Source organism: Bacillus vallismortis (genome assembly GCF_040784915.1).
Lineage (GTDB): Bacteria > Bacillota > Bacilli > Bacillales > Bacillaceae > Bacillus > Bacillus subtilis_G.
Genome location: NZ_CP160797.1, coordinates 517,668 through 539,184, shown reverse-complemented (window position 1 = coordinate 539,184; position 21,517 = coordinate 517,668). Strand labels below are relative to the sequence as shown.

Here is a 21,517-nt window from a genome sequence, read left to right as displayed (position 1 = left end):
ATTCACCGTTCGCATACAATATGGTAATCACCGTCCCTCTTATGATAAAAGCTGAGGAGGAATGAGCCTATGCCAAATTGGCTTAAAAAACAGATGCAAAAAGCGTTCCTTGAAAAAGATAATTACCAAATTAAACTGCTGAATCAATGCTGGTATTTCTATAGGAAAAAACACTGCTCGTAAGCAGTGCTTTTATTTTATCATAGACAGCGATACTCTGCCTTTTTGTACATCTACACCGTCAACCCAAACCGTCACAATGTCACCGACGGACACGACATCAAGAGGATGCTTGACAAATTGATTGCTGAGTTTTGAGATATGCACAAGCCCGTCTTGTTTGACTCCGATATCAACAAACGCCCCGAAGTCCACTACATTGCGCACGGTGCCCTGCAGCTCCATCCCTTCTTTCAGATCCTCCAGCTGAAGAACGTCTGTTTTCAGCAGAGGCTTAGGCACCTCATCACGCGGATCACGTTCAGGTCTTGTCAGCTGTTCACAAATGTCTTTCAGCGTAATTTCACCGATTCCCAGTTCCTTTGCTGTTTCAGAAAGCTCAAGTTTGTTGATTTTATCCTTCAATTCCGCCGTACCGATCTGCTCTGTTGAAAGACCGAACTTTTTCAAAAGCGTTTTTGTTTCTTTATAGCTTTCCGGGTGGATTCCTGTTCTGTCCAGAGGCTCTGTCCCTTCCTGCACTCTTAAAAAGCCGATACATTGTTCATAGGTTTTTGCGCCGAGCCTTGGAATATCCTTCAGTTCTTTTCGATTCAAAAATTTACCGAGCTCTTCCCGCTTTTTAACGATGTTGCCCGCTACGGATTTCGATAATCCCGCTACATATTGAAGCAGCGCGGCGGAAGCTGTGTTGACATTTACTCCTACCTGGTTTACGACTGTCTCGACAACAAAGCGCAGGGATTCATTTAAGCGTTTTTGGCTGACGTCATGCTGATACTGCCCCACTCCTACAGATTTCGGATCAATTTTGACGAGTTCCGCAAGCGGATCTTGAAGTCTCCGTGCGATGGATACTGCACTGCGTTCCTCGACCTGAAGCTCAGGAAATTCTTCTCTGGCAAGCTCAGATGCCGAGTATACGCTTGCCCCCGCTTCATTGACAATCACATAATAAATATCACGCGGCGTGTCCTTCAGCACATCCACAATGAATTGCTCTGTCTCCCTGGAGGCCGTGCCGTTTCCAATCGCCACCATTTCCACTTGATACTCTTCAAGAATCGCTTTCACTTTCTCATGAGCTTCTTTCGTTTTTTTGACAGGTGCATGCGGGTAAATCACATCAATTTTTAAGACTTTCCCGGTTTCATCTGACACTGCCAGCTTACAGCCTGTTCGGAAAGCCGGATCTACACCGAGAACCGTCTTGCCTTTCATCGGCGGCTGAAGGAGAAGCTTTCTGAGGTTCTCAGAGAAAATATGAATCGCCTGTTCATCCGCTTTTTCCGACAGCTCTTTTCTGATTTCACGTTCAATAGCAGGCTGAATCAGTCTTTTGTAGCTGTCTTCAATCGTTTCCTGCAAGATTTCTTTTACAGACGTTGAACGGTTTTTGATGATTTGCTTTTCTAAGTAAGCCTTAATGTGATCTGCTGGCGGTTCGATAGACACCTTTAAAATGTCTTCTTTTTCGCCGCGGTTCATGGCAAGCACTCTGTGCGGAACGACCTTTGCGATTGGCTCTTCATACTCGTAGTACATTTCGTACACGTTTTTTTCATCTGTGTCTGCTGATTTTCCGGCAGCTGACTTGATCGTTCCTTTTTTAAAGGTTTCCTGGCGAATCCATTTTCTGAAATTCGGTTCGTCTGAGATTTGTTCCGCAATAATGTGCTTGGCGCCTTCAATGGCTTCTTCTCTGGTGAACACTTCTTTTTCTTCGCTGATATATTGGTCTGCTGTTTCTGCAAGGCGGTCATCTTGCGGAAGGGTCATAATATAGTCGGCAAGCGGCTCAAGGCCTTTGCTTTTGGCGACTGTCGCTTTCGTTTTGCGCTTTTGTTTATACGGACGGTAGAGGTCTTCTACTTCCTGAAGTTTTACGGATTGGTCAATTTTACGTTTTAATTCATCTGTTAGTTTATCCTGCTCGGCGATTAGCCTGATCACCTCTTCTTTTCGCTGATTCAGGTTTTGTATGTATTGCCATCGTTCAGAAATGGTCTGAATCTGAACCTCGTCCATTGAACCCGTCTGCTCTTTTCGATATCTGGCGATGAACGGAACTGTGTTGCCGTCCTCAAGCAGGCGGATGACGCTTTCAACATGTTTTTGTGATAAACCTATTTCTTTCGCAATTTGCTGTTTCAAAAGGGCTGACGTTTCCATGTAACCATAGCCTCCAATTTTGTCGTTCTTACTCTAGTGTATCAAAAACAGAAAAAAACACATAAAAAAAGACAGCTGCCGCTGCCCGTATTTTTATTCATTTTTCAAGAGTTCCTGTAAGCCGCTTAGAAAGTTCTCTTTTATCATGGCTGCTTCAAAAAAAGATTGGTCAATCCGCTCGACAATCGGCAGAGCAGAGGTTACTCTTTCCTCTCCTGTTTCTGTTAATGACAGAAGAACTTCCCTTTTATCCTGAGGATTTTTGCTTCTTTGGATAAATCCCTTTTTCTCAAGCGTCCGCACAACCTCTGATACCATCATGATATTGGTCTGGCTGAAGCCTGCGAGTTTTTTTTGCGTGACGGTTTCTCCATGAGCAATCATATACTTGCATGAGGTCAGGAGAACAAATTGAACGTGGGTAAGGTCATGCTCAGCCAATGCTTTCCCTATTTTCCGCTGCCAGCTTTGTGTGACCTGCCATAATAAAAAACCTGGACTTGTGTTCGGTCCGCTAAATTCAGAGTGCCATTTCACTTATATTACTCCCATCGCTTGTGATATTGTCAAAAAATCATTTTTGCTGATTTCAAAGTGCCCTCTTCGAAATAAAAGCCCGAGATGATTTGTTTCCTGAACAAATTCCAACTGAGATTTAATATCGTAAAAACCTATTTTTTCACACGGAAAGTAATCAATGTCTAACCGGTATGGGATAAAGTCCGGAGCCATTTGATATTGATAGACGTTTCCGCTCTTCACTTTTCCGATAGCGGTAAAACATCGCAGCAGCCTGCCGTCCGGATATGCATCTCGCGGAGAATAATAAATAAGCCAATCATTCTCTTTCATCCTGGCAAGAGGCGCTTTTTTACCGTGGCATACTTGGGCAAATCCGCCGGCGGTCCCTTTTAAAACATGCTGCTCTGACACGACGCCAACCCAATATTTTGTGTTCATTTTAGCATTCCTTTGCAAAGACGGACAAGGCAGTTGACTGACTCTGGGATGTCTTTAGACAGTTCCTGCCCGATTTTTTCTCCCCATTTTTTTGCTTCTGCGCCTTCCAATACAACCCCATGCGTGATGTTTAGACCCTCTTGTCGCTTTTGCAGTACATGATAAAATTCCATTTTTACATTTGTATTCGGAAGGTGGGATATGACAGAAAATGATTGATGCTTCTCCACATGTTCAAGCCAAAATGGAACTGTATTTCCTCGCAAAAGCAATGCTCCTTCCGTTTCATTTTGAAACGGCCCTTTCAGAGAAGCTGATGTGATGCCCGCATCCCACTGTTTCCAGGATTCTGGGTGCTGATAATATTTCCAGATTTCTTCTGGTGCCGCATCTGATATTGCAGTGTATTCATATTTCCACATTTGTAATCCCCCTAAATAATAAGTACACTTATTAATTATAATAAGCGCACTTACTAATAGTCGATCACAAAAAAAAGAAGCCGGCTTTCCCAGCTTCTTTTTTCTACTCTTCTAGGACAGCTGCCCAAGAATATATGTCAGATCGTCTTTTCTTGATGTCGTGTACATTTTCAGTGAATTCGATATGTCTTCTACCGATTGGCCTTTTTTCAAATGGGAGCGGATATCGGGTACGTTTAGTCCATCGGTATGTATAATGAACTTTGAACCCTTTTCGTAGGTGGCGGTGTGTGTTTTGTATTTTTGCGGCTTTCCTGATAAATAGCCTGAAATCGGCAGAGGATAAAAGCTGTCACCAGACGGGGAATGCAGAATAAACCGTACGTTTCCGACAGAGCAGTACGTAAACTGCCTTTGTTTAAAATTGATTTTCAGGATAGAAGCTGTAGCGCCTCTTTTGTGTTTCATCGCCTGATTACAGCGTTCAATAATGCTTTGTACGTCTTCATTCGCATAGTTTTCCACTAAGTCTTTGATGGCTGCAGAAGATTCGTTGGCAAGCGATCCGCTTCCAAGTCCGTCAGCTACCGCGCAAATTAACTCCTTATCATCTGCTTTCATATAAAAGCTGTCGCCGCAAATCGATTTTCCTTCTTTATTCAGTTGGTATACAAGAGTTTGAATATGCTCGTTTTCTTCAACCTGGATCATTACATTAACTCCATCGAGGGATCTTCAGTCAAGGCCTCTCTGAGCTTCTTCACAGCTTTGCGCTGCAGACGCGAGACGTGCATTTGAGATATACCGAGAATGTCCCCAGTTTCTTTTTGGCTTTTGTTTTGAATATACGTAAGGTCTATGATTTGTTTTTCACGGTCTGAAAGGACATGAAGCACGCTTTGCAGCATCATTTGCTGGTTGACCCGCTCATATCCATCCTCCTGTGATCCGACGATATCAAGAATCGTGACGGTGCTTCCTTCCGCATCCGCTTCAATGCTGTGGTCAACGGATAAGGCTTGATAGCTTTTGCCCATTTCCATCGTTTCAAGAACCTCTTCTTCCGAAACATCGAGAAATTCGGCAATCTCTTCTACTTTCGGCGACCTTTGTGTTTCAGTCGTCAGCTGATCAACCGCCATTTTGATTCTTGGGCCCAATTCTTTGATTCGTCTCGGTACGTGAACGCTCCACGTCTTATCTCTGAGGAAACGTTTAATCTCACCGATGATCGTCGGTATCGCAAAAGCTTCAAACGATTTGCCGACCACCGGATCGTATCGCTTAATCGCTCCCAGCAGCCCGATCATGCCGACCTGGCGAAGATCCTCGTGGAAGCTTTTGCCTTTTGAATATTTTTTCGCAAGCATATCTACAAGATTTGTATATACCTGCACAAGCGTTTCTTGCGCCTGTTGATCTTGATTTGTTTGGTATTCGCTTATGAGCCGATCGACTTCATCCTTAGTTAGTTTCGTAGTTTTTGATGGTTGTGTCATGATCAACTCGCTCCCCATTTAAATACTTTGTCATCGCTACGGTGACGCCGGAGTTGTTCTGCACTCTGACTTCATCCATAAGCGTTTCCATTAAATATAGACCGAGCCCTCCTTCTGATAATTGATCAACTGTGTGCGAAGGTGTGTACGGTCCTAGATCCTGCTGCTTTTGATCGAAATCAAAGCTGTCTCCTTCATCCGCCACAATGACCTCTAAACGGTCTTCAAACACACCGAATCGGATTGACACTTCACCATTTTTGTCTTCTTTATAAGCATGCTGAACCGCATTCGTACACGCTTCACTGACTGCGATTTTCAGATCTTCAATTTCATCATACGTATAGCCCATTCTGCTCGCGACGCCTGACAGCGTCAGCCTTATAATCCCTACATATTCAGGCTGGGCCGGCACTTTCATTTCGATGTAATCAGCGTTATTCTTCATTGCACTCCACCTTCTGACTTTGCAGAAATATCAATGATGTCCTTCAAACCTGTAATCTCAAACAGACGAATCAGCCGGTCAGAAAGATTTTCAAGCTTCAGCGACCCGCCTTGTTTTTTCACTGTTTTAAAGATGCCTACAAAGACGCCGAGTCCGGTACTGTCCATGTAGCTGACATCTTTCAGGCAAATTTTTAAGTCAGCGCCTTGTTCTGCCAGAGGAACGAGCTTCTCTCTGAGCACCGGGGCTGAGTATACATCTATTTCTCCTGCAATGTTTACTTGTGTATCATTCTCGTTTTGCTTCACATCAATATTTATATTCATTCATATCACCTCAAATTATCCTTCAAATCATTAATTGTTGTATACCCCCGGCTGGCTGATGCTAAACCTTTCTTCGCAAAACAATTAACGTAAAATCATCGTGAAGCTGAAAGTCCTGCAATTTGAGGAGGCTGTCATAAATGTTTTTGACCATTTCCTGCGCAGAGGAACACATATGTTCCTCAATGAGTTTCTGCAAATCAGGACGCTCCAAGAAACCGTTTTCCGTTCTGCATTCTGTGACGCCGTCAGAAAATAAGACAATCATATCGCCCTTATCGAGATGCTGATCAAATTGTTTGTAGTCATAATCCTGCGAGATGCCGAGAACGAGCCCTTTGGCCTCTAAATCGTAAAACGTGTTGTCTTTTTGAGAATAATAGAATCCCGGTTCATGTCCCGCCGAAGCATATGTAAATTGATGCTTGTCCATATTGTAATTTGCATAAAGCATCGTAATAAACATACTGGCGTCAACGTTTTGTTCGACAACCCGGTTTAAATTTTTCAGCACCTGAGGAGGGTGTATGCCCGTTTCCGGCAAAGAGTCCATCGCGTATTTAATCATGGACATACAAAGAGCCGCCGGAATGCCTTTTCCGATCACATCCGCGATTGCGATATTAATGGATTCCTTGTCTTTGACAAAGTGGTAATAATCACCGCTCATCTGTTTAGCGGGCACACTGATGGCACCGATATCCAGCGCTTCTTCCTGCGGGATCTTTGTTCCGAGCAGCGTCTGCTGGACATTTGCCGCGATTTCAATTTCTGATTTAATTTCCTGCTGTATTCCCCTGAGGGTTTGATGCTCCTGATAAGCCATTCCATATCCAATCATGACTTCTATTAAAAAATCCAGCGAATGAAAAACATCTTCCGGGAGACTCGGATACAGCTCCTTCAGCACTTTTCGGTGAATGCTGATGATTTCTTCCGGAGGAATTTGATGCTCGATTGTTTTTCGGCTGAATTTTTGCGCTTGATATAAAGATGTTTCTGTTAATTCAGCTATATATCGACTAAGCAGCTGATGATACCGCTGCTCAATAACCTCCCTAAAATCCACTTTCTTACCTCCTACCGAAGCCATTTAATGGCTTGTATCTCTGTTCCTTCCCCCGATACGGAATTTAAACTGAATTCATCCATCAGCCTTTTGACACCAGGAAGTCCCGCTCCGAGTCCGCCAGACGTTGAAAATCCATCTTCCATGACTTTACGGATATCAGGAATTCCCGGCCCTTGGTCTTCCGCTATGATTTTCAGGCCCTTTTTTCCTCTGTCAGCGACCTGTTCAATACCAATCTGGCCTTTGCCGGCATACAAATAAATGTTCCTGGCTAATTCTGAAATAGCCGTTGTAATTCTAGCCTGGTCTACCGTGCCGAAACCCAGTTCTTTTGCAACATTTCGCCCCAGTTGTCTGGCGGCCACAATATCCCATTCTGTCATGATTTTTACACAGGATTGGTCGTTCATTCGCTATTCCCCCAATTCCCGCTTCAATGTCTCAAGCCCCTGCTCTAAGTCGAGCGCTGTTTCGATTTCCTCTAGCGCGATTCCAAGTTCAATCAGCGTCACTGCCACAGCGGGCTGAATGCCGGTCAAAACAACTTTGGCGCCCATTAGCTTAGACATTGTAATGACGTCGCCCAGCACTTTGGCGATAAATGAATCAATCATATCTACAGATGTCAGGTCAATCACGACTCCGTTGGCACCTGTTTCGTATATTTTATTTAATAAGTCTTCTTGAAAGGTTAATGCAGTTTGGTCATCAAGTTCCCATTGAATGGACACTAATAAGCAATTATACAGTTTCAAGATCGGGATTTTCGGATGTCTCAAATGTTATTCCCCCAATGAAACGATTTTTCGATCCGTCATTTCCAATGCTGTTTGAATTCCTTTTTGCAGGGTATTCTTAGTAATAACTTGTGATAAATCAATGCCCAGGTTGACAATGGTCTGAGCAATTTCCGGACGGATGCCGGCGAGCAGGCATTTCGCGCCAACAAGCCTTACCGCTTCAGACGCCTGAATAATATGATGGGCAACCATCGTATCAACCACAGGAACACCTGTGATGTCAATCAGCACGACTTGTGACCGGTGTTTGACGACACCGTTAAGAAGATTTTCCATAATTCGTTTTGCACGTTCGGTATCTATTGTTCCGACCAGCGGCATCACGGTGATGTTTTCAAACACCGGGATAAGCGGCGCAGATAGCTCCTGCAGCGCAATTTTTTGCAAGGATACGGTTTTTTCCCACGAGATTGAGTATTGGTTGAAGATTTCTGTATTAATCGGGCTGAAAAAGCGGTCAAGCTGCCAGATTAATTCCGTACTCTCTTGATCTGGCAATCTCTTATCGTTCATCTTCGTGTAGAGACGCTTCCAGAATTCAGCAAGCGCCGTAGCCAGAAACTTCAAAGAAAGTCCAATTTGGACGGTTCTCAGCGCCAGTTCGCTGATCTGGCTTTCAGCCGCGCGGTCGTCCTTAACAGACTGCAGAAGAATGTCGATATATTCTTTAGATATATTTTCATACACTTGGTCAGTCAGCTGGTATGATTCTTGCTCGCTTAATTCTCTTAGTGTGTCAGTCCACAGTTGGAGCAGTTCATTTTGATTCTCGGCAATGAACTGGTATACAGTCTGATTCGACATCAAATTCGCTTACCTCCCGATAAAAAACAACATATTTTTTGTTATTACACTATTATATCGTTTATGTTTTTTGAAAACAAAAAAAGTTGCTCGATTTGAGCAACCTGCACATATGTCTAAAAATCAATGAGTGCCAAACTGATTTGTAAGGCTTCATCAACCTTATCCATCATTTCATCATCCAGATGAGTAATCTTATCCGTTAACCTTTGCTTGTCAATCGTCCGAATTTGCTCCAGCAAAATAACGGAATCTCTTTCAAAACCGTAGCGTTTTGCATCAATTTCGACGTGGGTTGGTAATTTCGCCTTCTGTATTTGCGCTGTTATGGCTGCAACAATAGCAGTTGGGCTGAAGCGATTTCCGATGTCATTTTGGATCACTAAAACCGGGCGCACCCCGCCTTGTTCTGAGCCAACAACAGGAGATAAATCAGCAAAATAAACATCGCCGCGTTTCACAATCAAATGATTATCCTCCGCTGACTAAGCGCTCAACTGTCGTTTCAGCCTCGCACTCCGCAAAGTGAGCCTCAGAAGAAATATTCAGGTTGATTTTCGCCATTTCCATATAGCCGCGTCTCATCAAATCACGGTTGTGACGAGTTGTTCGTTCGCTGACATACGCTCTCACTGCTTGTGATATCAGTTCGTTTCTGCTTCGTTTCTCCCGCATCGCTACACCATCCAATTCAGCTACTAGGTTTTCGGGCAAGCTGATTTTCATTTCGGTTCTTGCGCTGGATTCAGACAAAAAACATACACCTCCACCAAACTTACGGATACGACTCTTTTATCCATCCAGTGATAATGATACCATTATTCACTCTTCAAGCAAAGCTGTTTTATGAATTCTCCATTATGAGATGAGCTATTTGCTTGTATTTTCCTGCACTAAAGGATTTCTTACTTCCATTATACTCCCATTTTCCAAAAACATACGGGGAACCCGGGAACTTATTGTACAAGACACCTCATAGTTAATGGTTTCGAGCCTGCCTGCAATCTCATCCATGGAAATATATTCATCTCCCTGCCGGCCTATTAATGTGGCTTTTGTGCCCGGCGGATATTCCTGATCCAGCTCCACCATAAATTGGTCCATGCAGATCCGGCCGGCGATCTTCAGCCGTTTTCCCTTTACAAGGATTTCGGTTCCTTCCAACTTTCGAAGCCAGCCATCCGCATAGCCGACAGGCACCGTCCCGATCCATGTATCTTTTTCCGCTGTGTATTCCGCTCCGTAGCTGACGCTCTCGCCTTTTCTGATCAGTTTGACATGCGACAGCGTTGAATGCAGGGTGAAAGCGGGGCGCAGCTCAAACGGTATTTCGTCCGTCATGTCGGCTGACGGACGGAGGCCGTACATGCCGATGCCGAATCTGACCGCGTTGAAAAAGCCTTTTTTCAGCCTGAGGCCGGCGGCGCTGTTCGCACAGTGCACCATCAGTTTCTTGAGCGGCAGCGGAGCAATCAGTTCTTTAAAGCGCTCAAACTGCTTTAAAAAATAGCCTCTTTCTTTTTCATCCGCTGTCGCAAAATGGGTAAATACCCCTTTGCATTTTAAACGAGGGTTACGGTCAAGAATCGCCATGACGTGATGAACTTCTTCTTCTGTTTTTACGCCAAGCCTGTTCATCCCCGTATCGACCTTTAAATGAAAATGAAGAGAACCTTTTTTCATATGGCGGGCGGCTTCCTGAAGCCATTCAACAGAATAAGCTGTTATGGTCACGTCATATTCTGCCGCGATTGATACATACTCAGGGGGAACCGCGCCGAGCACCAAAATCGGCGCTTTCAAGCCCTTGTTGCGCAGTGAAATCGCTTCATCGAGAAAAGCCACTGCCAAGCATGAAGCACCTGCGTCAAGCGCCGCCTTCGCTGTTTCTGCATCGCCATGCCCGTAGGCGTTTGCTTTCACAACCGCCATTAGATGGACATGTTCGCCGATATGTTCTTTCATATTGCTGACATTTTCCTTTATCGCGGACAAGTCGATTTCGGCCCACGTATTTCTGTAAAAAGGTTTTGTGCTCATTATGACACTTCCTAGCTTTTATTCAATATCATTTACATATCATACTAAAATTAAAGGCCGAAGGGAAACGATGCACGACGAAAAAAAGGCCAAATCACGCTTGGCCTTTGGCGGTTATTTAGATGATTGTCCCTGCATGCTTTTCGCGACTGTCACCATTTCCTCTTTCGTAAGATCTTTAGATGAGAGAAGGTAATCTACGCCATCATACGTCCATGATAATGATGCATCCGACAAGGCGCCGATGGTGTAGCCGAGATTCACCGGTTCGCCGTTCAGCCTAACTGAGGAGGAAGCCTTGGCAATATGGGCTTTTTCCTGAATTAAGGTAAATGATTTTTCTCCTCCGTAGGTCATGATGATCCGCTTCCCGTCTTCAGTAGAGATATCTTTTTCTTCTAGCAGCTTTACGCCAAGCGGCAGTTCAAGCGGCGTTTTGACCGCGAATGTATCGGATGGCTTCGCGCTTGTGGCAACATCCATTTGGGAAAGGGTCATATTTTTCTTCTCGTCAAAGGATTCTTTGTCGAAATGTTTATTGAATTCGAAGCTGCTGAATTCTACTTTCACCATAACTTTTCGGTCAGTATCCATGACTTTGACAGATGACGGGCTCATATCTTTTTTGTTAAACGTGATTTCTTGCGTTGGCAGCATTTTGTTATGCTGATAGTTCGTTTTTGTTTCAAATACGTAGTTCTTTTCTTTCGCAGTGAAAACCGCATCTGAATCGTTTTGAACATCCTTTACGAGCGATTCAAACAGATAGACCTGGCTGCTGTTGTTCGGCCAGTCGCTTTGAAATCTGAAGCTCTTATTTAAAGACGGCGTGAGAACAAATACTCCGTTTTCATTTCGTAAAATGACTTGATTTTGGTCCTTTTTCGGATTTTCTAGATAAACCCTGTACAGAGACGGCTTTTTGTGCCAGATTTCCACATTGTATACTTGAGGCTCACTCCCTGTCTCGATGGTCATTTTCGCTTTTGCTTTGTACGAGGTATATTCTTTCGCCTTTTCATCTAACCCGGTCACAATATCTTGCTGTGTTTTTTGCCCGCAGGCAGAAAGAATAAGGACAGCAAGCAGTCCCGTTAAAAGCAAAACAAAGCTTTTTCTCACCTTTTTCAACCCCTTCTTCTCAATTGATGTAAAAGGAAGAAATCGCTTGTTTGACTTTAACGGTACGCTCGGTACACGTTAGGCAGAACGGATGCGTACCATAAAAGCCTCAAACAACTTGTCTCCCTTAATGCACTATCAAATATATGAGTGGGGCGCCCCTAATATGCAGACTAGCTTGACAACCTTTCAATCACCACCTGCGCGGCCGCGTATTCCTTTGTATGGGTGATTGATACGTGAACGGCGGCTTGGCTTAGTTTTGCGCAAATGATATAAGGCTTGCCATTTTGGTCTTTCTTAATTTCAATATCCTGAAAGCTAAGCTGCTTTCCTATACCGGTGCCAAACGCTTTCGAGAAAGCTTCTTTTGCCGCAAATCTGCCCGCGAGAAACTCGATTTTTCTTTTCTCTGAAAGCTCATCATATTGATCAAGCTCGTTTCGCGTCAAAATCCGCTCAGCAAATCGTTTCTGGCGGCCGGCCATAGAAGCGATCCGTTTAAGCTCGGTGATATCTAGTCCTATGCCGTATATCATGGGTGATAACCTCCTTTGCGTATGTACTATTTGAATGGTTTGTCTCATAAACGTGTTACTATAGAAATACCAAAATGAAGAAAAGGGGCTCGGAATGTTTATACGGACCGAAAATTTTCAAACGTTTATCAGGCTTTATCCCGTTGTCACCTTTATATTGGCTTTGCAAGCTGTTCTCTGGCTATTTTTTTCACTTCCTGTGCATTCAGTCGTGTTATGGAGAGATACCGTCACAGGCTATAATCTAGGCGTTGCAAACGGTGAATGGTGGCGGCTGATCACACCGGTTTTGCTGCACGCCGGTTTTACCCATCTGCTGTTTAATTCCATGTCGATCTTTTTATTTGCCCCGGCTTTGGAGCGTATGCTGGGAAAAGCGCGTTTCCTCCTTGTGTACGCCGGCTCCGGCATCATCGGCAATATCGGAACATATGTGACAGAGCCGCTTGATTACGTGCATGTCGGGGCTTCAGGCGCGATATTCGGGCTGTTCGGCGTGTATCTGTTTATGGTTCTTTTTCACAAAGAACTGATCGGGCAGGAGCACTCCAAAATGATTGTCACACTGCTCGCATTTGCCGTTCTGATGTCGTTTATCAACTCCAATATTAACATGATGGCCCATCTGTTTGGACTTTGCGGCGGGTTTCTTCTCTCCTTTTTATGTGTGCAAAAAAAAGAGCGGCGGTATTAACCGTCCGCTTTTTCATATGAGTACCAGTTCAAAATGAAGTCCGCATCCTTTTCACCTACATCCCTCACTGTTAATTCTTCCATATGGCTTGATGATTTTACCGCGGTAGAAATGGTATACAGGCGGCCTTTCTTTTGAAAATAGGATTGGCTGAATTTGCAAATCTGCATTCGTCTTTTCAGCACAATCGCGGTTGTTCTGCCGATAAATCTTGACGTCAGCTGAAGACGCTCCCCGTTGATCGTCCATGCTGCATCCTTATATGCGAGGTAGCCGAAGAACAATTCAATCGGCAGCAGCATGATCGACAGGTAGCCCCATGGCTGAAAAAAGATACATATTGGGATAATCAAAAAAAGTGAAAAAATGACGGAGCGGAACAAATATCGTTTCAACGCGCGCCGCGGCAGACGTCGGACGTTTTCTTCCAGCGTGTATTCCGGCGTAAATGTCTGAAGCATGTGCGGGAGCTTCTTTTTATGAATCATCGGAAAAAGAATCGTCAAAGCGCCTTCTTCTTTTTCCCGCTCGCCGCCGCCCGCGCTGACAATGGACACCGTCACATAGCCGAATAACTGGCGGATGATATTTTCTTTGATTTTAATGGCTTGTATTTTTCGGAGCGGGATCGTGACTTGATGTTTTTCGATAATCCCTCTTGAAATGACCAATTCCTGCTCTTTTTTTATAACTTGAAAGTTCGCGTATTTAAACATCATACCGGCGATGCTGAATATCCAGACGATAAATAAACCGATAAAAATGAGTACCGCATAAATGCCGATGCTGGCGTGCTGAAGGAAGGAGAATTTATCGAAAAACCAATCCATCGGCAGCACTTCATCAAGCTGAGAAATAAGCGCAAATACAGCGGAGATAATCACTCCGATTCCGCCGGAGGTAGAGGCGGCCATGAGCAACTCTTTCATGTTCATGCGATAGCGCTCTTGCGGCTCAACTTCCGGAGTCTGCTCCTGTTCTGCTTCCAGCAGCTCTTCATCGTGTTCGCTTTCGTGACTTTTTGCTTTTTTCTTAAAGACGGATTCCTTAATGCGTTCGGCTTCTTCAACAGAAATAGCCGACAGAACAGCTTCCGCCTCCTTGCCTCCGCCTGCCGTTTCAATTTGCAGCTTCACAAGCTTAAAGATTTGCTGTATCACGCCCGCGCTCGTATTCATCGTTTGAATCCGATCGATCGATATGTATCGCTTTTTCGTGACAAACAAGCCTTCTTCAATTCTGAATTCGTCATCTTCGATTCGATAGGTAAACCTTCTCCATTTGATGATGCTTGCGGCCACAAGCCAGATAAACAGCACACCAAGCGCAATAGCTCCGTAAAAACGGACCGTATGGTTTGAATTAACGATATACACAAAAAAGAATGGCAGAATGATATTTTTAATCGTTTGAATAATGGTATGGCATAAATTCAAAATGACTGCCGCCGGGTGCAGGCGTTTCGGTTCAGACATCATCTTCAGTCACCCTTGCCAGACGGGAAATAGAGTCTCTCAGTCGATCCGCTTCCTCCATCTCTAAAGCGGGGATCGAATGAACGGTCGCGGCCGTGGAAATTTTCACAGTTGCCAGGTTGTACTTTTTCAATAGCGGCCCTTGAGACGTATCGACGTGCTGAACCCTGACCATCGGGACAATCACACGCGTCACTACAAAAATACCTGACTGAATATCGATTTCATGTTCATGGACTTCATAGCGCCACACTTTATGACGGATCTTTGGAATGATAAAGACCGTCACAATCGAACCCAGCAGCCAAATCCCGCCGAGCACGCCGCTGATCGAGTACGGCCAATGAAAATAATAGCTTAACACTGCAACTGCTATGACGATAAGCAAGCAGACAGCGGATATGATGATCTCTTGAAGTCGCCAAACCTTTAATCCGTCTGGACTGATTTGGTTTTTAGGCTGCTCTCTCAAAATACCTACCTCCCGTTTTTTTATCTTTACTTATACGTCTCTTATACAGAAAGGTTTCATTCTTAAGCATACAGAGAAAAACAGCTTCCGTCAGCTCAAAGTTTGCTGAATACCAAGTCGTAAACATAAAAAAGCCCAAAACGACATGTTTTGGGCTTCTAATCGATAGAATTAGTAAGATTTTTTCTGGCGTCTGTCACCTGAAGAACGGCGATCGTTTGAACGCTTTTTGTCGTAGGAAGAACGGTTGTTGTTTTTCCCTTTTCCGCCGCGATAGCCGCCGCCTTGTCCATCTCTGCGTTTAGAAGAGCGCTGGTTCTTGTGGCGTTTGCCGACCATCGGCGCTTCGTCTGTTAAGCGAATCGGTGTGTTGTCCGGCTCTTTTGTAGACATCTTGATAGCCGCCGCAACCACTGTCACTGCATCATGATCTTCAAGCAGCTCAGCTGCCGCTGTCATGTAGAAGTTCAGGTTGTTTTCACTGATTGCCGTGCGAAGGCGTTCAACCGTAACCTGCTGCTGGCCTTCTAACGCTTCATCAAGTGTAGGCTCCTTCATGCGGTCCATTTTGCGTTTTGTTGTTTGTTCAATTGCGCGAAGCATGCTTTTCTCACGCGGTGTAATGAACGTCATCGCCATACCTGTTTTTCCTGCACGGCCTGTTCTTCCGATACGGTGAACATAGCTTTCAGGATCTTGAGGCACGTCGAAGTTGTACACGTGCGTAACACCAGAGATATCAAGTCCGCGAGCGGCAACATCAGTTGCAACAAGAACTTCGATTGCGCCTTCTTTAAATTTGCGAAGTGCAACCATACGTTTCGCCTGCGTTAAGTCACCGTGAATTCCTTCAGCCGCATATCCGCGAAGGTTCAAAGCTTCAGCCAGCTCATCGACACGGCGTTTTGTACGTCCGAAGACGATCGCAAGCTCAGGAGACTGAATGTCAAGAAGACGAGTCAGTGTATCGAATTTTTTACGCTCCTGCACTTCTAAATAGAACTGCTGAATGTTAGAAACCGTCATTTCTTTTGCTTTTACTTTCACGTGTTCCGGCTCAGTCATGAAGCGCTCCGCAATACGTTTGATCGGCGCTGGCATCGTAGCAGAAAACAGAAGTGTCTGATGCTCGCTCGGCACGTTTGAAAGAATAGATTCAATGTCGTCAATGAATCCCATGTTCAGCATTTCATCCGCTTCATCCATTACAACAGTGTTTACATTGTTTAAACGAATTGTGCGGCGGTTAATGTGATCAAGAAGACGTCCAGGTGTTCCCACAATGATATGCGGGTTTTTCTTTAATGCCCGAATTTGTCGTCCAATATCCTGTCCGCCGTAAATAGGAAGAACCTTCGCACGCTTATCTTGTCCGATTTTATATAATTCTTCAGATACTTGAATGGCTAATTCACGGGTTGGCGCGATTACGATTGCTTGAATATTAGGAGACTCGGGGTTAATTTTTTCAACAAGGGGTATACCAAACGCTGCTGTTTTACCTGTACCTGTTTGCGCTTGTCCAATGACGTCTTTATTTGAAAGTCCGAGCGGTATCGTTTGTGCCTGAATCGGCGTTGCTTCTTCAAATCCCATACGGTTAATTGCTTTCATGAGATCAGAACTTAAATTAAAATCTTGAAACGTTATAGTCAAATTATTCAAACTCCTTCTAATTGCTGTGTCAGTAATGTCGTGATTTACCACCAAAAACTGCCCTTTCCACAAAAAGGACAGGTCCATACGTATACAAAGCCCGAATTACTTCTAAGTTTTATCTTACCATTACACTATTTGTTTTTCAATAAAATGAGAAGCAGATTGGCTTCTCGAATATGCCGGCTGCTGTTTCATCCGCTCCCAAATGTCCGGCGGGAGAACTTCGGGCAGGCGAATGAAAGTCCGGACAAATATTTTCGAATCGCAAAATAACCTGTATTTATTGTATCATAGCCGCAGCCAGCCAGACATACATTATTTCAGGCCGGCATACATTAGTGTTTGCACATCATTCTATTTTATGATGCAATATGCGTTTTTTTCGCAGGATTTTTTTTATGAAAGCGGGCTGTCTATTAAATCTTTAACGATTTCTTCAAGCTTCATACCTCTGGACGCTTTGAATAAAATCAAATCCCCTTTTGACGCGCTTTCCTTCACGGCTTGAAAAAGATCTTTTTTCTCGGTGAAGTGGCTGACGCGTTCTTTCTCAAAGTGGTTCAGTGCGCCTTCCGCAATAAAAGCGCCCAGCTTTCCGTACGTAAAGACGCGGTCGATTTTCTCAGGGCTGATGACTGCGCCGCACTCTTTATGGAATGTTTCTTCAAGATCACCGAGTTCAAGCATATCGCCGAGCACAAGCATTTTTTTTCCGTAGCCTTCAAGGCTTTCTGTCAATTGAATGGCAGCCTTCATTGAAGTCGGGCTGGCATTGTAAGCGTCATTGATAATCGAAATGCCGCTGTCTGTTTTGATGAGTTCGAGCCTCATGCCGGTTACCTTTAGTCCGCTCAGTCCTTTTGCCGCGTCATCAGCCGTGATGCCGAAATAAGCCCCCGCGGCGATCGCAGCCATAGCGTTCATGACATTGTGCTTGCCGAGTACCGGAATAAAAAACGATTTTTCCATCCCTTTAATTGTAAAATGGGTTCCCGCTTCACTCTGGCTGACATCCTGAAGCTGATAATCATTTTGCGCTCCCGATCCGTACGTTTTCGTTCGGCAGCTGTATGCTTTTTGAAGAAGCGGTTCATCCCCGATATAAATCAGCACTCCGTCTTCTTTAAGCCCGTTAATGATTTCAAGCTTCGCCTCTGCAATGCCCTCTCTTGAACCAAGATCTTGCATGTGGGATTCGCCGATATTTGTAATCACAGCCGCATCCGGGTTTGCCAGGCGGCTCAGGAGGTCAATTTCTCCTTTAGCGCTCATTCCCATCTCCAATACGGCGATCTCCGTATCTTCAGGCATGGATAAAACCGTCAGCGGCAAGCCGATGTGATTATTAAAGTTCCCTCCTGTTTTGTGAACACGGTACTGGGTTCCCAAGACGGCGTGAATCATATCTTTTGTTGTCGTTTTGCCATTGCTTCCGGTTACCCCGATGACACGCGTGCCAAGCTCCTGTAAATAAGCTTTTGCAAGTTGCTGAAGAGCGGAAAGGGTGTCGTCAACTAAGATGACAGCCTGTTCCTCGGGCGGATTTGGTTCTGACCGATCCCAAAGAACGGCCGCTACACCGGCGTCAAAAGCCTGCTGCACAAATGTGTGTCCGTTAAAATGTTCCCCTTTCAGCGGGATGAAAAGCTGATCTTGTTCCAGTTTCCTTGTATCAGTTGCCACTCCATGAATGACTGTTTGTTCGTATTGCGGATTTGTCAATGTGCCTTTGACCATCTCTGCCATATTTTTTATGGTTCGCTTAATCAAGTGCGGTCCCTCTCTTTCTTTTTGTATACGGGAAAAGACACTGCCCTCTTACCGGCAGTGTCCATCTTCATTAGAATGTATGCTTAATCAATTGTTTCTCAGCGTGGCGTTCTTTTGCAAGCTCCACAAGCTGTTCAATAAGGTCAGCGTATTCCACTCCCGCCTCTTTCCAGAGCAGCGGGAACATGCTGAAAGGAGTAAAGCCAGGCATTGTGTTAACTTCATTGATCAGAACTTCGCCGTCTGCAGTCAAGAAAAAGTCCGCTCTGACAAGTCCTGAACCATCGATCGCTTTAAACGCCTTAATTGCCATATCACTGATTTTTGCGTATTCCTCATCGGTCACATTTGCCGGAATCACCAGATCAGTATCTCCATCCTCATATTTCGCTTTGTAATCGTAGAAATCTGTCTTCGGTGCGATTTCTCCCACAACAGAGCATTTAGGATCATCATTTCCAAGTACGCCGATTTCGATTTCTCGGCCATTAATTCCTTCTTCAACGACAACTTTTCGGTCATATTGGAATGCAAGCTCGAACGCTTTTTGCAATTCTTCACGGTTTCGGCATTTGCTGATTCCGACACTTGAGCCAAGGTTCGCCGGTTTTACAAAGCAAGGATAGCCTAATTCCTGTTCGACCTGCTCACAGCTTTCTTCCGGAGAACGAGTCCAGTCTTTCTTAAGGAAAGCTGCGTATTTAGCCTGAGCTAGGGCGGCTTGCGCGAATAGATGTTTCATCACGACTTTATCCATGCCTGCTGAGGAAGCAAGCACGCCGTTTCCAACATATGGAACATTCAACAGTTCGAGCATTCCTTGAATCGTACCGTCTTCTCCGTTCGGTCCGTGGAGGAGCGGGAATACGACGTCGATGGCTTCATTTTGCTGTGACGCTTCCTGCGGAAACATCTCCTGATTCAGGGCAGCTGGAGAAAAAGCACTGCCTCCTTGCTCAAATTGAAGCATTTTCACGTTTGAAACAGGCTCAGTTAAACGAGCGCCTCTTACCCATTCGCCTTTTTCAGTTATATAAATCGGATGTATATCAAACTTCTCAGTATTAAGCGCTTTGATTACAGCCAGAGCCGTCTGCAGTGAAACATTATGTTCAGCCGACTTTCCTCCGTACACTAATCCTAGACTTGTTTTCAATGGATACTCCCCCCACTACAATTCATCTTTACTATCTTATCACTTTCACGAGAAAATGATCTAATTATTTTTGGGCATGCTGATGCTGAATGCATTTGTATGTAATTCCTTTTTATTTTATATTAAAATGGCATTGAAAAGGAGATGTGACATATGAAAAAAATCACGACTAACGAACAATTTAATGAACTGATTCAATCTGATAAAGAAATTATTGTGAAGTTTTATGCAGATTGGTGCCCAGACTGCACACGCATGAATATGTTCATCGGCGATATTTTGGAAGAGTACAATCAAAACGATTGGTATGAGCTGAATAAGGACAAGCTTCTTGAGCCGGCTGAAAAATACCAAGTAATGGGCATTCCCAGCTTACTTATCTTCAAAAACGGTGAAAAAACAGCTCACCTTCACAGCGCCAATGCCAAAACGCCTGAAGAAGTGACTGAATTTTTATCTGAACATATAAGCTAATTCGTTAAACAGCCTTATTTTATGTCGTCGGGCTCTACATGAACATGAACATGAGTGACATCGTGTTCATGTTTTATTTTGTCTTCTACTTCATCCGCCACACCATGGCCTTCCTCTACTGTAAGCTTCGGATCAACCGTAATGACCATCTCAATATGAACTGTGCTGCCTAAATACCTCGCTTTCACATCTTTTAAACGATGTACATTCTTAATTCTGCCGACAGTCTGTTTGTAAGGCTCAAGATCTTTTAAGTGAAAGCCGTCTGTTAACGAATGTGAAGCGTCTTTAAAGATATCCCACGCCGTCTTGCAAATCACGATGCCGATGATAAAAGCTGTTACCGGATCGATCCACGGCAGCTGCAGCTGGGCTGACATCACACCTATAAACGCTCCGGCACTTACAAAGGCGTCTGACCTGCTGTCTTTTGCCGCCGCCATCAGAGCAGAGCTTTTAATGGATGCCGCCAGCCTTTTGTTATATAAATAGATGCCATACATAAACACAGCACTTCCTAACGCCGTCCATGCTGCAATAAGACTTGGCGTTTCCGTTGTTCCGTCCGCAATCGCTCTTCCTCCGCCAATTAACACTTCAATGCCGACAACCATCATTATAAAAGACGCAACGAGGGACGAAATCGTTTCAGCCCGATAATGGCCATATGGATGATCGTTGTCAGCCGGCCTTTGAGAAATACGCAATCCAATCAGTACCGCTACTGACGCTACAATATCTGTTCCATTATTTAATCCGTCTGCTCTCAGCGCTTCGGAGTGATAGAGAATCCCAACGACTAGCTTCACAACAGCAAGGATGACATATGCGAAAATATTGAGGAGCGCCCCTTTTTCTCCCTTTTTCAGATTTTTTGTCCGCTCCATTGAATATCAGCCTCCAATCTGTTACATAGTATGGTTCAAAACATAAAAAATAGCAGCAGCATTCAATGCACAGGAACATTTCGACAGCAATTATTGCCCGGGAAACATTTTGTCGATCTGTTGAATATTTGCAAATTGATGAAAGAATAGGACTGTTTTCACCTTTACAGGTTATTGGGGACATTGTATACTGTGGTTAATTGATAATGATTATCAATATCGTTTGATTGGAGGTTGGTGACACAATGACACCTCAGTCTGGAGAAATCAGAAAAAAACAGCTCATTCATCTGTTAATACAGAATGGTATATACAAAAAGTCCACGCGTCATTTATATGAATTGTCGCTGACAGAGTTAGAAAGTGAATACAAACATGTCAGGAGGGAACCAGAGCATGTCGAAGCGTAAAGTAAAAACCTACCAGCAGCTGATCCAGGAAAACAAAGAGGCGATTATGGGCAACCCAAAGCTGATGAATATCATTTATGACAGAATCGACCGCAAGCATCAAAAAAATCTGCAAGAGCAAAACAATACATAAAAA

At 44.3% G+C, this 21,517-nt stretch carries 27 protein-coding genes and 1 pseudogene; 5 read left to right on the top strand and 23 right to left on the bottom strand.

The window, feature by feature from the left end; all coding sequences use genetic code 11:
• Positions 1–69 precede the first annotated feature (69 nt).
• Positions 70–183, top strand: a complete 114-nt coding sequence (cmpA, locus tag ABZM97_RS02770) for a cortex morphogenetic protein CmpA (RefSeq protein WP_003225207.1) — start codon at positions 70–72, stop codon at positions 181–183.
• A gap of 9 nt (positions 184–192) precedes the next feature.
• On the opposite strand, the gene ABZM97_RS02765 is transcribed toward cmpA, so the two are convergent.
• From ABZM97_RS02765 to acpS, 17 genes and pseudogenes are all read right to left on the bottom strand, one after another.
• Positions 193–2,352: a Tex family protein gene (locus ABZM97_RS02765; RefSeq protein ID WP_367387180.1), complete on the bottom strand. Its 2,160-nt coding sequence runs from the start codon at positions 2,350–2,352 to the stop codon at positions 193–195.
• 93 nt (positions 2,353–2,445) lie between these two features.
• Complete coding sequence (locus ABZM97_RS02760; RefSeq protein ID WP_087992953.1) at positions 2,446–2,889, bottom strand: MarR family winged helix-turn-helix transcriptional regulator; 444 nt, start codon at positions 2,887–2,889, stop codon at positions 2,446–2,448.
• Positions 2,873–3,312, bottom strand: a pseudogene (locus ABZM97_RS02755) (EVE domain-containing protein). Before ABZM97_RS02755 ends, ABZM97_RS02760 begins: the two are co-directional and overlap by 17 nt.
• Entirely contained in the window at positions 3,309–3,734 is a 426-nt protein-coding gene (locus ABZM97_RS02750; RefSeq protein ID WP_038954149.1) for a hypothetical protein, read from the bottom strand. Before ABZM97_RS02750 ends, ABZM97_RS02755 begins: the two are co-directional and overlap by 4 nt.
• Before the next feature lie 111 nt (positions 3,735–3,845).
• Positions 3,846–4,445, bottom strand: coding sequence for a phosphoserine phosphatase RsbX (rsbX, locus tag ABZM97_RS02745; protein ID WP_367387179.1), 600 nt, complete (start codon positions 4,443–4,445; stop codon positions 3,846–3,848).
• Positions 4,445–5,233 carry an RNA polymerase sigma factor SigB gene (gene sigB, locus ABZM97_RS02740; protein ID WP_087992955.1) on the bottom strand — a complete coding sequence of 263 codons (789 nt, stop codon included), beginning with the start codon at positions 5,231–5,233 and terminating at the stop codon, positions 4,445–4,447. Before sigB ends, rsbX begins: the two co-directional genes overlap by 1 nt.
• Positions 5,199–5,681, bottom strand: coding sequence for an anti-sigma B factor RsbW (gene rsbW / locus ABZM97_RS02735; protein WP_024714444.1), 483 nt, complete (start codon positions 5,679–5,681; stop codon positions 5,199–5,201). Before rsbW ends, sigB begins: the two co-directional genes overlap by 35 nt.
• Positions 5,678–6,007, bottom strand: a complete 330-nt coding sequence (gene rsbV / locus ABZM97_RS02730; RefSeq protein ID WP_087992956.1) for an anti-sigma factor antagonist RsbV — start codon at positions 6,005–6,007, stop codon at positions 5,678–5,680. The genes rsbW and rsbV overlap by 4 nt, the downstream gene beginning before the upstream one ends.
• A 61-nt stretch (positions 6,008–6,068) precedes the next feature.
• Complete coding sequence (rsbU, locus tag ABZM97_RS02725) at positions 6,069–7,076, bottom strand: phosphoserine phosphatase RsbU (protein WP_087992957.1); 1,008 nt, start codon at positions 7,074–7,076, stop codon at positions 6,069–6,071.
• 11 nt (positions 7,077–7,087) lie between these two features.
• The gene (rsbT, locus tag ABZM97_RS02720; protein ID WP_003240352.1) at positions 7,088–7,489 is read right to left on the bottom strand and encodes a serine/threonine-protein kinase RsbT; all 402 of its coding nucleotides are present in this window, start codon (positions 7,487–7,489) and stop codon (positions 7,088–7,090) included.
• A gap of 3 nt (positions 7,490–7,492) precedes the next feature.
• Complete coding sequence (gene rsbS / locus ABZM97_RS02715; protein ID WP_003225190.1) at positions 7,493–7,858, bottom strand: RsbT antagonist protein RsbS; 366 nt, start codon at positions 7,856–7,858, stop codon at positions 7,493–7,495.
• 3 nt (positions 7,859–7,861) lie between these two features.
• Positions 7,862–8,686 carry an RsbT co-antagonist protein RsbRA gene (rsbRA, locus tag ABZM97_RS02710; RefSeq protein WP_087992958.1) on the bottom strand — a complete coding sequence of 275 codons (825 nt, stop codon included), beginning with the start codon at positions 8,684–8,686 and terminating at the stop codon, positions 7,862–7,864.
• A 113-nt stretch (positions 8,687–8,799) separates the two neighbouring features.
• On the bottom strand, positions 8,800–9,150 hold the full coding sequence (ndoA, locus tag ABZM97_RS02705) for a type II toxin-antitoxin system endoribonuclease NdoA (RefSeq protein ID WP_003156187.1): 351 nt from the start codon (positions 9,148–9,150) through the stop codon (positions 8,800–8,802).
• A gap of 4 nt (positions 9,151–9,154) precedes the next feature.
• On the bottom strand, positions 9,155–9,436 hold the full coding sequence (gene endB, locus ABZM97_RS02700; RefSeq protein ID WP_003225183.1) for a type II toxin-antitoxin system antitoxin EndoAI: 282 nt from the start codon (positions 9,434–9,436) through the stop codon (positions 9,155–9,157).
• A 117-nt stretch (positions 9,437–9,553) separates the two neighbouring features.
• Positions 9,554–10,723 (bottom strand): alanine racemase, encoded by a 1,170-nt coding sequence (gene alr / locus ABZM97_RS02695; RefSeq protein ID WP_253268834.1) that lies wholly within the window; start codon positions 10,721–10,723, stop codon positions 9,554–9,556.
• 114 nt (positions 10,724–10,837) lie between these two features.
• Entirely contained in the window at positions 10,838–11,854 is a 1,017-nt protein-coding gene (locus ABZM97_RS02690) for an outer membrane lipoprotein carrier protein LolA (RefSeq protein ID WP_087992960.1), read from the bottom strand.
• A gap of 164 nt (positions 11,855–12,018) precedes the next feature.
• Positions 12,019–12,384, bottom strand: coding sequence for a holo-ACP synthase (acpS, locus tag ABZM97_RS02685; RefSeq protein ID WP_087992961.1), 366 nt, complete (start codon positions 12,382–12,384; stop codon positions 12,019–12,021).
• 94 nt (positions 12,385–12,478) lie between these two features.
• On the opposite strand from acpS, the gene ABZM97_RS02680 reads away from it, so the two are divergent.
• Positions 12,479–13,078: a rhomboid family intramembrane serine protease gene (locus ABZM97_RS02680; RefSeq protein WP_087992962.1), complete on the top strand. Its 600-nt coding sequence runs from the start codon at positions 12,479–12,481 to the stop codon at positions 13,076–13,078.
• On the opposite strand, the gene ABZM97_RS02675 is transcribed toward ABZM97_RS02680, so the two are convergent.
• From ABZM97_RS02675 to ABZM97_RS02655, 5 genes are all read right to left on the bottom strand, one after another.
• Entirely contained in the window at positions 13,075–14,556 is a 1,482-nt protein-coding gene (locus ABZM97_RS02675) for a PH domain-containing protein (protein ID WP_087992963.1), read from the bottom strand. The two genes, ABZM97_RS02680 and ABZM97_RS02675, sit on opposite strands and share 4 nt — an antisense overlap.
• Positions 14,546–15,025: a PH domain-containing protein gene (locus tag ABZM97_RS02670; protein WP_087992964.1), complete on the bottom strand. Its 480-nt coding sequence runs from the start codon at positions 15,023–15,025 to the stop codon at positions 14,546–14,548. Before ABZM97_RS02670 ends, ABZM97_RS02675 begins: the two co-directional genes overlap by 11 nt.
• 171 nt (positions 15,026–15,196) lie before the next feature.
• A complete protein-coding gene (gene cshA / locus ABZM97_RS02665) occupies positions 15,197–16,681 on the bottom strand; it encodes an ATP-dependent RNA helicase CshA (protein WP_141113424.1) in 1,485 nt (494 codons plus the stop codon).
• Positions 16,682–17,080: 399 nt separating this feature from the next.
• Positions 17,081–18,454, bottom strand: a complete 1,374-nt coding sequence (gene murF, locus ABZM97_RS02660) for a UDP-N-acetylmuramoyl-tripeptide--D-alanyl-D-alanine ligase (protein WP_087992965.1) — start codon at positions 18,452–18,454, stop codon at positions 17,081–17,083.
• A 70-nt stretch (positions 18,455–18,524) separates the two neighbouring features.
• Entirely contained in the window at positions 18,525–19,610 is a 1,086-nt protein-coding gene (locus tag ABZM97_RS02655) for a D-alanine--D-alanine ligase (protein ID WP_289346507.1), read from the bottom strand.
• 153 nt (positions 19,611–19,763) lie between these two features.
• On the opposite strand from ABZM97_RS02655, the gene ABZM97_RS02650 reads away from it, so the two are divergent.
• Positions 19,764–20,084: a thioredoxin family protein gene (locus ABZM97_RS02650; RefSeq protein WP_367387178.1), complete on the top strand. Its 321-nt coding sequence runs from the start codon at positions 19,764–19,766 to the stop codon at positions 20,082–20,084.
• Between the two features lie 14 nt (positions 20,085–20,098).
• Here the strand turns inward: ABZM97_RS02650 and ABZM97_RS02645 are convergent, their stop codons facing one another.
• Positions 20,099–20,971: a cation diffusion facilitator family transporter gene (locus ABZM97_RS02645; RefSeq protein ID WP_367387177.1), complete on the bottom strand. Its 873-nt coding sequence runs from the start codon at positions 20,969–20,971 to the stop codon at positions 20,099–20,101.
• Positions 20,972–21,216: 245 nt separating this feature from the next.
• Here ABZM97_RS02645 and ABZM97_RS02640 point away from each other — a divergent pair, with 245 nt between their 5' ends.
• Entirely contained in the window at positions 21,217–21,381 is a 165-nt protein-coding gene (locus ABZM97_RS02640; RefSeq protein ID WP_087992969.1) for a Fur-regulated basic protein FbpA, read from the top strand.
• A complete protein-coding gene (fbpB, locus tag ABZM97_RS02635) occupies positions 21,335–21,514 on the top strand; it encodes a Fur-regulated basic protein FbpB (protein ID WP_087992970.1) in 180 nt (59 codons plus the stop codon). The genes ABZM97_RS02640 and fbpB overlap by 47 nt, the downstream gene beginning before the upstream one ends.
• Positions 21,515–21,517 lie beyond the last annotated feature (3 nt).

Bases quoted from the DNA above. Each gene is read 5' to 3' on its own strand.
- ABZM97_RS02680 (WP_087992962.1), top strand. From the start codon at position 12,479: ATGTTTATACGGACCGAAAATTTTCAAACGTTTATCAGGCTTTATCCC.
- ABZM97_RS02750 (WP_038954149.1), bottom strand. From the start codon at position 3,734: ATGTGGAAATATGAATACACTGCAATATCAGATGCGGCACCAGAAGAA.
- ABZM97_RS02650 (WP_367387178.1), top strand. From the start codon at position 19,764: ATGAAAAAAATCACGACTAACGAACAATTTAATGAACTGATTCAATCT.
- rsbT (WP_003240352.1), bottom strand. From the start codon at position 7,489: ATGAACGACCAATCCTGTGTAAAAATCATGACAGAATGGGATATTGTG.
- ABZM97_RS02645 (WP_367387177.1), bottom strand. From the start codon at position 20,971: ATGGAGCGGACAAAAAATCTGAAAAAGGGAGAAAAAGGGGCGCTCCTC.
- rsbV (WP_087992956.1), bottom strand. From the start codon at position 6,007: ATGAATATAAATATTGATGTGAAGCAAAACGAGAATGATACACAAGTA.
- ABZM97_RS02765 (WP_367387180.1), bottom strand. From the start codon at position 2,352: ATGGAAACGTCAGCCCTTTTGAAACAGCAAATTGCGAAAGAAATAGGT.
- cmpA (WP_003225207.1), top strand. From the start codon at position 70: ATGCCAAATTGGCTTAAAAAACAGATGCAAAAAGCGTTCCTTGAAAAA.
- acpS (WP_087992961.1), bottom strand. From the start codon at position 12,384: ATGATATACGGCATAGGACTAGATATCACCGAGCTTAAACGGATCGCT.
- ABZM97_RS02675 (WP_087992963.1), bottom strand. From the start codon at position 14,556: ATGATGTCTGAACCGAAACGCCTGCACCCGGCGGCAGTCATTTTGAAT.
- alr (WP_253268834.1), bottom strand. From the start codon at position 10,723: ATGAGCACAAAACCTTTTTACAGAAATACGTGGGCCGAAATCGACTTG.
- rsbW (WP_024714444.1), bottom strand. From the start codon at position 5,681: ATGAAGAATAACGCTGATTACATCGAAATGAAAGTGCCGGCCCAGCCT.
- rsbX (WP_367387179.1), bottom strand. From the start codon at position 4,445: ATGATCCAGGTTGAAGAAAACGAGCATATTCAAACTCTTGTATACCAA.
- sigB (WP_087992955.1), bottom strand. From the start codon at position 5,233: ATGACACAACCATCAAAAACTACGAAACTAACTAAGGATGAAGTCGAT.
- ABZM97_RS02640 (WP_087992969.1), top strand. From the start codon at position 21,217: ATGACACCTCAGTCTGGAGAAATCAGAAAAAAACAGCTCATTCATCTG.